Below are 12320 nucleotides of genomic sequence, written 5' to 3'. Positions count from 1 at the left end.
ATGAGACGAAAGTTCGCAACCTTTAGCCCGTTCTTTTTAATCCTCGCGCTGCTGCTGGCCGCGTGTGGTGGAGCGAGCGATAATGGAGGTAGCACTGGTAGCAATGGTAGCAATGGCAATAATGGTGTTAGCCAGCAAGGTATTGCCAGCGGTAACCATTATATTAATTGTCCCGGCAGCACAAATACAACCGCCGCTGATCCAGAGAAGGATACAGTAACGCTGACAGTATCGGGCTGGACTTCAACTCCCGCTGAGGATGCACTGGTCCAGAAAAATCTGCAGAGCTTTGAAGCTTCGCATCCGAATATCAAACTCAAATGGTCTCCGATCACCGGTGACTATCCAACCAAGATGCGTGCTAACGTTGCCAGTAACAATGTCGCAGACGTGTTCTACTTGCAGCCATCAATGTCCAGCTCGTACATTAGCGCTGGCAAATTGCTCAATCTCTCGCCATATATGGCCAAGGGTGGGGTCAAAGCCGAAGACTATTATTCAGCACTTATCAATCCATTCACCTGCACAAGCGGACAGGTCTATGGCCTGCCAAAAGACTGGAATAGCCTGGGTGTCTTCTATAACAAGAAATTGTTTAAAGACGCTGGCGTCACCGCTCCGGCCGCTGGTTGGACATGGAGTGACATGCAGAAGGATGCACAGAAGCTGACCAAAAACGCTGGCCAGTCTAATGCTACGTACGGTATTACCCTGCCTGCCGACATGTCACGCTGGGGCGCATTCCTGCTGGCCAATGGCGGTAGCGTGCTGAGTAAAGATGGCACAAAGGCTACCTTCAACAATCCTGCCGGGGTCCAGGCGCTGGATTATTATAATAGCTTCTTCAAAAACAAAACTGGTATTCTGCCCACAACCGTTGGTGCCTCCTATAGCGGTGATGCCTTCGGTAAAGAAAGAGCTGCCATGGTTATTGAAGGCGGCTGGTTGATCCCATACCTGCATTCAACCTACGCGAATACTCAGTATGGTATCGCTCCTATGCCAACTTCTAACAGTGGCAAACAGGCGAATCTGACCTTCACCAATGCCTGGGCAGCATCTGCCAGCACCAAGCATGCAGAGGCAAGCTGGGAACTGATCAAGTACATGACCGGCTCAACCGTTCAGGAAAGTCAGTTGAACGCAGGTTTCGCACTGCCAGCCTTGAAGAGCCTGGCCAATGCACCATACTTCACTTCACATCCTGATGTGAAAGTACTCTTCGATGCTGCATCATACAGCTATGCAGACTACTATGGTCCACAGGATGCTACGATCCACACCGATCTCTCCAATGCGATCGATGCGGTCGTGCTCAACAAACAGACTTCTCAGGCAGCCCTCGATGATGCCGCAACCAGAATCAATAGCCAGTTGCAAAACGGGTAAATTGTAATCGGTTCACCGGATACGCTTACGCGCACACACCTCGCCAGGCATGCCTGGCGAGGTGTGCCGCAAGAGACAGCTTCATAGACCTACCATAAACTAGTAAAAGGAGAATGCCAATGGCCACCCAACCCGCAAGGCCTTTAAGCACTCTGACGGATCAACCGGGACCGCGACTGAAGCCGGCACACAAAGCCATGGCGAAAAAGCGTTCAGAGACTATCGCTGCCTACCTCTTCCTGGCCCCCTATCTCTTCGTCCTGCTTGTATTTTCTCTCTTTGTCTCAATCTATGGGATTGGACTCAGCTTTTTCCGCATCGACATGGGCTTTACTGGCCCTACCTTCGTGGGCTTCAAGAACTACATCCAGCTGTTCAGCCAGCTCGCTAATCCAGGCCTGAGCGATTTCTGGACCTCGATGGGGAATATCCTGAAATTCACGGTCTTTGTCGTGATCTTTCAAACGATCCTCGCCCTGGTGATGGCGCTGTTATTGCATTCTATTAAGCGAGGCCGGGGCACGTTCCGGACGATGTTCTATGTGCCGGCGGTCACGTCTTCGGTCGCGACCTCATTGATCTTCCTCTGGCTCTATAACTCGGAGGGAGTTATCAACTTCCTGCTCTCACTGGTTGGCGTCCATGGACCGGACTGGCTGAACGATGTTTTCTGGGCCTTGCCCGCACTGATGCTCCTCAATGTCTGGAGTACGGCGGCTATGTTTATGATCTACTTCCTGGCCGCCCTGCAGGATCTCCCAACAGATGTGCTGGAGGCCGCAGAGGTGGATGGCGCCGGTAGATTCCAGTCGTTCTGGTATATCACCCTGCCTCTGCTGCGCCCAACGATCTTCCTGGTCGTAGCGCTCGGTACCATCGGTGCCTTCCAGATGTTTGACCAGGCCAAATTTATGACCAACGGCCAGCCACTAAACTCGACCCTGACACCTATGTTGGAGATCTATAACGAAGCATTCCTCAACGGTGGCTTCGGGCAGGCCGCTGCAATGTCGGTGATTCTTTTCATCCTCATTTTTATGGTGACAATTCTTCAGCGCCGTTTCATCGATACGGGCTCACGGCAGTAAATCAGGTAGAGGAGAAGTTTATGGCACAGCTAACATCGAGTTCGATACAACCAGCCCGGCCGCAACAAACAAAGCCAGCAAAACGACCGGCCTCATGGGTAAGGATCGTGATTTATGCGTTCCTGATCCTGTTCGTAATTACCTCTGTCGGTCCATTGGTCTTTACATTTATCTCGTCCTTTAAGACCATGGGAGATGTACTGGCCTTTCCACCGACACTGATTCCCAATCCATTTGTCTGGAGTAACTATCAGCTCATCTTTGGCAATCCACTGTTCTTGCGCTGGATGTTTAATTCCGTCGTCTATGCGGGTGCGGCAACGCTACTCAATATGCTTTTTTCGGCCATGGCAGGCTACGCACTGGGCCGCATGGATTTTCCTGGTAAGAATCTGGTCTTTACGTTTACCCTGGCCGTGATGATGATCCCTTCGGCCATTACCTTGATTCCAAAATTTCTGATCGTCAATAACTTTCACCTGGCCAACACGTACTGGGCATTGATCCTGCCAGCCATGGCACAGCCATTCTCGGTCTTCATCATGGTGCAGTTTATGAAGATTCTCCCTAAAGAGCTTGAGGAATCGGCACGCATTGATGGAGCCACACGCTGGCGCACCTTCTATCAGATCATTCTGCCACAGGTAAAACCTGCCCTGACAGCCGTCGTGATCCTGACCTTCCAGGGCGCCTGGAACGACTTCCAGTGGCCGTTGGTAGCCATGGGAACGCAGAATATGTATACCCTGCCACTGGGACTCTTCTTCTTCAAGAGTACCTACTATACACAGTACAACCTGTTGCTGGCCGGCTCTATGTTTAATACTATTCCGATCTTGATACTCTTCTTTATTTTCCAGCGCTACTTCATCGAAGGCGCGGTAGCATCTGGTGTGAAAGGCTAACCTTTCAACAGTGTTATCCCCTGAACATCCGGGCAGGACTGCAAATGCCTTGCCCGGAGCAGGGCTGGATGATAAGAGCACAAGCAATTTCCCCACTTTCACTCACCCTTTTCTTGCCACTGAAGATGGCAAAACACACAGAGGTTTCATCGATAGAAAGGATGCGTGCTACTCTCTGGTTGAACGGATAATGATCTTTTGACGAAAATCATTGTGCGCAGGAAGCGAGCACAGATATACATATGAAGGAAGTTACAGAACAAGCGGTGGTGGCCGCCCCTGCTTTTGAGCAGGATATCCTGGTAGAATTCTGGCGCAAAGCCGTAGAGGCGTTACAGGAATTGCAGAATCCTCTGGGTCTGATGGCAAGCGGACAAAGCGACCACTTCCATGCTATTTTTGGTCGCGACTCCCTGTGGACGGTGAAGCTCGCACTCAAGGCGGCCAGGCGCTTTCAGACCAGCGAGTTGCAGGATAGAGACGCGTTTAGCTCATACCATAACTGGCTGCACGAACTGGCCAGCAATGTCCTGCTTGGCCTGGCACAATTGCAAGGGCAGCAGGTCAATGATGCCAACGAGGAACAGCCAGGCCGGATTGTGCATGAATATTGGGAGCCAGTGCCCCCGAATATGGTGCAGGCCCACTGGCCCGTCGTCGATGGCAACGGCCGCTACTACGGAGCCTTCGACGCTACATTCCTCTTTGTCTCTACAATCGCCCAGGTTGATGACTATTTTAATGATCAGGCCCTGCTCGAAAAACTCTGGCCGCATATTCACGCCGCCCTGCTCTGGATGTTGAGCTGGTCAGATCTGGATCAGGATGGCCTGGTTGAATATGCACGCCGCAATCCAGGTGGCTATGGCTTACCAAACCAGGTCTGGAAGGACAGCAGCGACTCGGTCTTAACACCTGATGACCTGTCATTACATCATCCGTTAGCCTGGATCGAAGTACAGGGCTACGCACTGGATGCATACGACTCCTACCTCACCCTGGCAACGAAACTGGGGCGCCTGGACGCGCACCTGCAGCAGCAAATTGAGCAGCGCATGAACAGCTTGCGCCAGGGATTGGCTGCGTTCTGGATGCACGAGGAACAGATTCCCGCCATGGCCATGGATGGCCGGAAACAGACGATCCCACTGGTATCATCGAATGCTGGCCATCTACTCTGGAGCCGCGCAGTAAATGATCAGCAGGCAAGTCAGATCAGCGAACGCCTGATGAGAGCAGATATGTTGACCCCCTGGGGGATACGCACACTCTCCGACCAGGCGTATTGTTATGATCCATTTAACTATCATCGCGGAACCGTATGGCCGTTCGATAACGCAGTCATTGCCGCCGGCATGGAGAACTACGGCTTCGATGAGCAGGCGCGCACCATCGCGCAAGCCGTCTTGCAGGCGCTGGCAACCATCGATAATCCCGTCGAGCTATACATGGTACTCCCATCCCAGGTGATCCGCGCACCACAGATCCAGCAGTTATGGGCCCTCGTCGATTACCGACAGGCCTGCAACGTACAGGCCTGGACTGCCGCCGCCATCCTGTACATGGTTTCCCTGTTCTTCTAGCCCTGAGCTTGTGGGATATCCAGCACATAAACATAGGAAGATGCAGCAAAATGGATCAGACCTTGCTGCATCTTTCTTTTTCATCACAACTCATTAAAAAAAGAACATACCATTCGCAAAATGTACTGTTGATCCCCGAAAGAGAGATACGGAGTCGTTGATTGTTTAGAAATGAGCCACCAGCGAACTTATCACCAGATTCCTATGTAGATCGACTGTTATGCTTCTATGCACTATACTAGAGAGAAGTCACTGGCAGTCGGTTGATGTCTCATTGCGCATGGGGGAAGAATGTATACATTTGAAGACGATAATGAAACGTCCTCACGTTATCAGCGCACACTATATACTCCTTCAGATCAAACTGAGTCAGATAGAGAGCTCATGGAGCCAGAAATAGATCACAAAACGAAAGTCCTGCCGGAGAATGCAGTGATGGTGCCTGAGCCGGCTCGCAAAACCAGGACCCTGGCAGATGATCCAACACTGGAAGATCTCCCTACCTTGCCTGGCCATACACCAGCGGTAGCGGACCAGAAAGCGACGCGCGGTGCCAGGGCGGCAATTATTGTGGCCTGTATCGGCGTCTTCCTGACGGCCCTGGATCAAACGGTGGTGGTGACGGCCCTGCCCCAGGTGATTACTGATCTGCAGATTCCATTGACGCAGTTGGATCATGCGGCCTGGATTATCAGTGCCTATCTGCTGGGTTTTGTGGTGGCGATGCCATTGATGGGTCGCGTCTCGGATATTTATGGGCGGCGCCGTATCTTTCTCCTCTGCCTGCTGATCTTTGGTGTGGGCTCGATTCTCTGTGGCCTGGCACCAATCCTGGGAACGCATGTTTCGCTGCAATTTCTGGGAGCCTTGCATATTGATACATCCTCACCAGGACTTATCTGGCTGATTGGTGCGCGGGTGCTGCAAGCTATTGGTGGCGGCGCGCTGGTGCCGGTGGCGATGGCGATTGCCAGTGATGTCTATACCCTGAAGAAGCGCGCGCTGGCTCTGGGTGTGATTGGAGCCGTCACGGAAGCCGGCGGCGCGATTGGTCCTTTATATGGGGCTTTGATTGTTGAGCACCTGGGCTGGCAATATATCTTTTATCTCAATGTGCCGCTGGTGATCGCGTTATTTGTCGGGGCCTGGATCTTTATTCCGCGAGGGAAGCGCCTGCCCGAGGGCATAGATTGGCTGGGGGCGCTTTTTATCGCCCTGGCGTTAACCTGCTTGAGCCTGGGACTGGCCCAGCAAGGCACGTCATTGGGACCTGGCGCAGCCAGCGCAGTCACACCCCAGAATAATCCACTGTCCCTGGTTTTAGCCGTGGTTTTTCTGCTGGCCTTTATTCTGGTTGAGCGCAAAGTACGCTGGCCAGTGGTAGACCTGCAGCTTTTCAAGCATTTCCAGTTTAGTGCCGCAGCGCTGGTGAGTTTGCTGGTCGGGGCCGCTCTGATTATCGCCATGGCCGATATTCCGATCTTTGTGGATACCGTCCTGCAGAGTTCGGTGCTGGATAGTGGTCTGGCCCTGCTGCGCCTGACGGTGATGATACCGATTGGAGCCTTGCTGGGCGGCTGGCTCAGTCACCGTATTACCTGCCGCCTCACCGCCATTATTGGTCTCGTCTTTACCGCGATTGGCTTTTACCTGATGAGTCGCTGGCCGATCCATGCTGATTGGAACCTGATGACAGCGGCCACCGTCACAGCAGGATTCGGCTTTGGCCTGGTGGTGGCACCGATCGGGACTACCGCCATCAATGCGGTGCGCACCACGCAGGTCGGCATGAGTTCCTCGATTGTGACGGCCTTACGAATGGTCGGGATGATCTTTGGCCTGGCCGCCCTGACCTCATGGGCGCTGGCCTACTTCCGCCAGCTCTCACTGGCGTTCCCGACCTCCCCGGAAGCCAGTAGCGGCAATCCATTAAGCGCCTATGCCAGCTACCTGATCGGAGCCGCCCATACCGTCTACTGCACCGTCTTCTTTATCTCAGCGATCCTCTGTCTGCTCGCCATCGTGCCGGCCCTCTTCCTCTGGGGCCGTGCGCTCCCGGTCGGGATACAGGCATCAGACATCGATCAACTGCCCACGGTACCCATTGTGCAGCGCGCACCATCAGCCGCCCCGAAGCGCAACGTGATTACCATCCTATTAGCGATCATGTTAGTGCTTAGCAGCGGCCTGGCCACCTATCTGATCATCAATAGCGCCAGTACAAAATCAGGGCAGAGTACTGATCTGGCGGGTGCGCCCCGTAAAATTGATCTGGCCCTTAACCAGACAGCATTAACATCGATTTTTGCCAGCCAACTGGGCCAGCAACAAAAATTCCTAAAGCATCTGGTAGTAACGCCAGCGGAAAACGATCGGCTGCTGATTACGTTTGATCTGGTGATTAATCTACATGGCATCCAGCGTACCCTGCCTATCGAGCTCGATAGTAGCATGTATCTGGATAAAAAACAGAATATGCAGCTTGCAATCCAGCGGGTCAAGCGCGACGGACTGGACGCCGGACCAACGGTGGCACAGGGTATGCAGACAGCCCTCAACCAGATGCTGTTAGTCGATGTGATGCCAGCCATTCACCAACAACTGAAAGACATCAAAATCATCTCCATTCACACCAGTAAACACATTGTTTGTAGCAAAGGTGCAATAGAGTTCGTCTTACAGATAGAAGCAACAACAATCCAGGGCATCTCGGCCCAATCGCTGCCGTCGCCAATCTGTTTTAATACGACACTGGATTTTAAAAAGTTATTCCATAAATAGGATCGAGGGAAGATGAAACGACGTACGACACGCGCCATCCAGATTGGTTGGGTACTGCTCCTGGCCTTGCTGGTGATTGGCATGGCAGCTCCAGTGAATGCGGCCCCGACAAAGGACCAGCAATCCCTGGCAGGCAAGATGCTGGATACTAAAGTTTATCTGACCCAGGATGTTTTACGGCAACGCTTCCAGGAGAGTATTAATCAACAGGTGCCGAAAATCACAGCGGACACCGTCAACACTATCGTGCATAATTCGCCAGGCGGTGATCAGGACTGGATCAACAAGATCGCCAACACCCTGATCAGTCCTGCAGTAACGCTCACTGATCTCAAGCCACAAGCCAATGGTTTCAACGCAGGCATGACCCTCACCCTCTATCCAGGCGATCCCCAACCGACCACATCCCATATGCTGGTCACCTTCAGCATCCTCAATGACACCACCATTCAGGTCAACGGTGCCGCCCTGCCAGGCAGTACCCCCTTGATGACCGGACCACTGACCACCTTGCAGGTCCCCATCGGGAAACTGACCAGTGTCCAGAGTATCACCAACTGTGGGTCCGCCAACCTGGAGATGGGGCTACAGATTCCCATGGATGCGGCCAATAAGTCCCAGGGGAGTGTATCTGGCAACGATCCAATTGCCATGGCAAGTTTCACCCAGCCCGTAACAAGCGCCAGGATGCACCTGCAAAGCAGTGCCAGCATAGCAGCGCAGGCCGTACCGCTCTATGTCGAAGTCCCCTTTGCCTCACTCGCTACGATCGCCGCAGGCATCACTGAACTGCCCATCAACAACAATATGACCGCAAAAAACATCAAGCTCAGTGCACAGAATGGCAAACTGATCGTGACAGCAGATATCATCAGCCTGGTCTTTGGTACGCCGATGCTCAAACTCGGAACAGCCACCACCACCATCTCGCCCCAGGCCACAGGCGGCAAACTACGGCTGCATGTAGACCAGACCAGACTGAACATACTGATCTTCACCTTCAATGCCGACAACTATAACCAGCAGATCGAGCAAGCCCTCAACAGTCAGATTGGCAATGCCATCAACAACGGATTAACCATCGACAGCGCTCGCATGGGTCCTGATACAAAAATACCCTGCGCCGCCGCCGATAGCCTCCTTTTAACTGGTTCCGCCACTATTAACTAAACAAAACCTGTTACGAAGCTTGCATGTCTCTTCGTAACAGGTCTTAGCCATTCTACCGTGGATCACTCCCCGTATTTGGGAGACCAGGATAGGTAGATGGTGAGTTCGAAGGTGCTGATCCTTCCCCTTGTGAGGAATGTCCATGGGCGTGATGGCCATGAAGGAAGTTTGTCAGTAGCCTGCTAGTGCCTGGTGGCCTTTGGCGTTGGCTGTACATCATCAGAATTATCAGCATCATCGTCATGAGTGATACTAGAACTATTCATGCCACCTCCGTTGCTAGAATCCACCGTACCACCATCATTATAGAAATCGCCATCGGTGCCATGGCCGGATTTATTGCGAATGGTGCAATTGCTGACGGAAATCATACCCCCATCATTATAGATGTCAGCACCGCGGGTAGCTGAATTGTTCATAAAAGTGCTATTGCTGACATTTACCCTACCTGTATCTGCATTCCAGATGGCACCGCCATGAATAGCAAAATTATTCATGAGGATGCTATGAGAGAGATCCACCACACCATAGTTCACCAATCCACCACCATCAGAAGAGGCAGACTTGCCATGAGCAATATTGACTCTATTAAGTATCAAGTGTACATCAGCACCGACCAACAAAACTTGAATGGTATTATTACCATCCAGCGTAACCGTTTGTCCACTACCTGCGGCCAGCGTCAGATCTTTGGTAATCGCCAGAGTATTAGTAAGGGTAATAGTCCCACTACATTGAAACGTAATTGTATCCTTAGCAGTGGCACTGGTAATGGCGCTTTGTAGATGCGCCTGATCACATACGGCCACCGAAATGCCAGCATGGCCGTGGGCATAGCTTATACTGATCCCACTCAAGGTCACAAGCAGACCCACAAGCATCCCAAACAATAGAAGTAGGCGCAATAGCTTGTTTCTCAGCCAGAGATATTTGATCATACTGATACTCTCCTCTACTCTTTATCAACGTCAGGCAAACGCCCCCCGCGACATAGCGTGTCATTGCTGATCCTATCCTATCCTATTCAGTAATTCTTTTTTCACTATAAGCCGCCAATAAAACGACCCTCATCAATCCTCGTACCGGCAGCGAACCAATTAACCTCAAGGGCAGAACCTACCTGTTCTCGTCCGAGCGAAATGGTGGCATGGCCTTAAACCGAGAAGGGTCAAGAGAGGTGAAACGCGTAGGTTCGACCCTCGTGGTCGATTGGTGCCATCACGCCAACGCCGCCCCAACGTGAGCAAGAAAATGGGAAGCGGTCTCTTTCGGGGCAAGATCAATGAGGGGGGAGGAAATCGACCTCAAGGATCGAACCTACCGCAAATCATACAGAGGCTGCTTTGTTTTGGTAGCAATAATCGCCAGCAATGTTTGCATCTGCTGCTCATAGACCACATAACCCATGACCGGCTGTGCAAAGGCTATTTCATACCAGCGTGGCGGCCGCAGAAAGCGCCATTGCAGCATATCCTTAGCGCTCGACACCTCAAACAACGTCGGCATATGATGATAGCTCGTCTGAAAGTTTGTCATCACATCCTTACCACCCTCAACGGCATCGATAGCAAACAGGCGTACCTCATTCCAGGACATAAACTGATCGCCACGTGAAGACTTTTTAATCAAGCCTGTATCAGCAACAATAAGCTGTACTTTGGCATAGGACCTGGCGACAAAGGCCAGCGCAATCAAAAAGATCGCGATCACGACAAAATACATGGCAATACTGATTTCATTAATAAAAATTGTCTTCCATATACTGTACTCAATCAGAGCCGCAATAAAATACATTAAAAGCAAGATAATACATATGATCAGAGCAAATTTAATATAGCCAGACCAATTGATTTTTTGATCAATCATAATGGGCACACGATACAATGTTTCATCTGGCGGCGGTTGAGAAATAGCCAACAACGCTGAATTCCCGGTAGCAGCACTGTGGCGACGACGATCCTGACGTATCAATAAAAACAAGCAGCTGGCTAACCAGATACAATAGACACTAAACATACCAGCAAGTGCAACATTCGGCAGAGCAGCTATACCAAAAGCCTGAAGCTGACGATGTTCTATACGCATATAGTTGACCGCAATATAACTATTGAGAATAGTCACCGATAAACAGCTAACAAAATTACCTGCTAACAATCTAATTCCACGATTTTTAGTGATAGGAGTTGTAAGCGAGGATGGAGGAATAGTGTTACGCGATCTTGAAAACATATATCACCTGTTTTGTTTTTAGTATTAAAACAGCAATTAAATCCTTTTATAACACGATAGGATAATCATCGAAGATACATAGATATCATTATTTATTAGCGCGGATGTCAAGGAAACGTGAACAAATATCCTCGATTGAAGAGAGGCCGCTTCCTATTTTGCCTATTTACAGCGTGTGGTCGGGCGCGTTATTGTGAGGAGGTGAAAGTTGTGTTGAAAGTGTAGAGGAAGAAGGAGCAGAGATCACGATGACGATTAATCTAGCTGCTTTACAAGATGATGTGGATGATGAATTGCCTGAACTACCACTGTCCCCACTAGATATAGAGAGTACGCCAGCAGAAAAGACACTACCGCCACCGGCCACCCCTAAACCAGAATATCATGCGACCGTCCATGATCTACCCGCCAATGACCGTCCCCGTGAGCGTTTGCAGAAAAATGGTGCCGAGATGCTCAGCACCGCCGATCTACTGGCCATTATTCTACGTACCGGCACCCAGCGTGAGAATGTCATCGAGCTAGCGGCTAAACTGCTGACAAAATACGGCGGCCTCTCTGGCTTGATGAGCGCCGATTTCCATGAGTTAAGCAATGAGCACGGTATCGGAGCTGCGAAGACCTCACAACTTAAGGCGGCGCTGGAGATCGGGAAGCGCCTGAGCATGCTGCCAACGGAGAAGCGCTACCAAATAAAGTCGGCCGACGATGCCGCCCGCCTGGTGCGCTTAGAGCTTATGTATCTGGATCACGAGGAGATGCACATTATCCTGCTAGATACCAAAAATCAGGTCATCGAATGCGTCAAGCGCTACAAAGGCACAGTTAATAGCTCGGTCCTACGTATCGCCGAGATCATGCGTCCTGCCATCACCCGCAACTGTCCACGCCTCATCGTCACCCATAATCATCCCAGCGGCGATCCCACACCATCGCGTGAAGACATAGAAGTAACCAATCAACTCGTCGAGGCGGGCAAGATCCTCGACATCGAGCTGCTCGACCACATCATCATCGGCAATCCCCGCTATATCAGCCTGAAAGAACAACTGCACTGGTAATTACCTACCAGCCAGAAACATACATATCAGCCATATAAAAAAAAAGAGAGAATGCAAAAGTTCGCATTCTCTCTCGATCGGACTAGCCAGCTGGAACTGGCATCCGCGCGTAAA

The 12320-nt window shown here is 51.3% G+C and carries 9 protein-coding genes; 7 read left to right on the top strand and 2 right to left on the bottom strand.

All coding sequences use genetic code 11. The features are described from left to right. The 6 genes from KDW_RS10780 (at position 1) to KDW_RS10755 (ending at position 8916) form a co-directional block, all read left to right on the top strand. On the top strand, positions 1–1389 hold the full coding sequence (locus tag KDW_RS10780; RefSeq protein WP_151755948.1) for an ABC transporter substrate-binding protein: 1389 nt from the start codon (positions 1–3) through the stop codon (positions 1387–1389). A gap of 119 nt (positions 1390–1508) precedes the next feature. Continuing rightward, positions 1509–2477 carry a carbohydrate ABC transporter permease gene (locus KDW_RS10775; RefSeq protein ID WP_162005132.1) on the top strand — a complete coding sequence of 323 codons (969 nt, stop codon included), beginning with the start codon at positions 1509–1511 and terminating at the stop codon, positions 2475–2477. Between the two features lie 20 nt (positions 2478–2497). Next, positions 2498–3382 (top strand): carbohydrate ABC transporter permease, encoded by an 885-nt coding sequence (locus tag KDW_RS10770; RefSeq protein ID WP_151755946.1) that lies wholly within the window; start codon positions 2498–2500, stop codon positions 3380–3382. Between the two features lie 242 nt (positions 3383–3624). Then, positions 3625–4965 carry an amylo-alpha-1,6-glucosidase gene (locus KDW_RS10765; RefSeq protein ID WP_151755945.1) on the top strand — a complete coding sequence of 447 codons (1341 nt, stop codon included), beginning with the start codon at positions 3625–3627 and terminating at the stop codon, positions 4963–4965. Between the two features lie 291 nt (positions 4966–5256). Beyond that, complete coding sequence (locus KDW_RS10760) at positions 5257–7746, top strand: MFS transporter (RefSeq protein WP_151755944.1); 2490 nt, start codon at positions 5257–5259, stop codon at positions 7744–7746. A 12-nt stretch (positions 7747–7758) separates the two neighbouring features. After that, positions 7759–8916, top strand: coding sequence for a hypothetical protein (locus KDW_RS10755; protein ID WP_151755943.1), 1158 nt, complete (start codon positions 7759–7761; stop codon positions 8914–8916). A gap of 182 nt (positions 8917–9098) precedes the next feature. Here KDW_RS10755 and KDW_RS10750 read toward each other — a convergent pair whose 3' ends face one another. Both KDW_RS10750 and KDW_RS10745 read right to left on the bottom strand, forming a co-directional pair. Next, positions 9099–9854 carry a hypothetical protein gene (locus KDW_RS10750; protein ID WP_151755942.1) on the bottom strand — a complete coding sequence of 252 codons (756 nt, stop codon included), beginning with the start codon at positions 9852–9854 and terminating at the stop codon, positions 9099–9101. Between the two features lie 379 nt (positions 9855–10233). Continuing rightward, a complete protein-coding gene (locus tag KDW_RS10745; protein ID WP_151755941.1) occupies positions 10234–11070 on the bottom strand; it encodes a hypothetical protein in 837 nt (278 codons plus the stop codon). Between the two features lie 323 nt (positions 11071–11393). Here KDW_RS10745 and radC point away from each other — a divergent pair, with 323 nt between their 5' ends. Next, entirely contained in the window at positions 11394–12206 is an 813-nt protein-coding gene (gene radC, locus KDW_RS10740; RefSeq protein ID WP_151755940.1) for a RadC family protein, read from the top strand. The last annotated feature ends 114 nt before the right edge of the window (positions 12207–12320 follow it).

The organism is Dictyobacter vulcani (assembly GCF_008974265.1).
Lineage (GTDB): Bacteria > Chloroflexota > Ktedonobacteria > Ktedonobacterales > Ktedonobacteraceae > Dictyobacter > Dictyobacter vulcani.
Note: the sequence above shows the minus strand (reverse complement) of the source record. Positions and strands in the feature narration are given on the sequence as shown.

Bases quoted from the DNA above. Each gene is read 5' to 3' on its own strand.
- KDW_RS10780 (WP_151755948.1), top strand. From the start codon at position 1: ATGAGACGAAAGTTCGCAACCTTTAGCCCGTTCTTTTTAATCCTCGCG.
- KDW_RS10775 (WP_162005132.1), top strand. From the start codon at position 1,509: ATGGCCACCCAACCCGCAAGGCCTTTAAGCACTCTGACGGATCAACCG.
- KDW_RS10770 (WP_151755946.1), top strand. From the start codon at position 2,498: ATGGCACAGCTAACATCGAGTTCGATACAACCAGCCCGGCCGCAACAA.
- KDW_RS10765 (WP_151755945.1), top strand. From the start codon at position 3,625: ATGAAGGAAGTTACAGAACAAGCGGTGGTGGCCGCCCCTGCTTTTGAG.
- KDW_RS10760 (WP_151755944.1), top strand. From the start codon at position 5,257: ATGTATACATTTGAAGACGATAATGAAACGTCCTCACGTTATCAGCGC.
- KDW_RS10755 (WP_151755943.1), top strand. From the start codon at position 7,759: ATGAAACGACGTACGACACGCGCCATCCAGATTGGTTGGGTACTGCTC.
- KDW_RS10750 (WP_151755942.1), bottom strand. From the start codon at position 9,854: ATGATCAAATATCTCTGGCTGAGAAACAAGCTATTGCGCCTACTTCTA.
- radC (WP_151755940.1), top strand. From the start codon at position 11,394: ATGACGATTAATCTAGCTGCTTTACAAGATGATGTGGATGATGAATTG.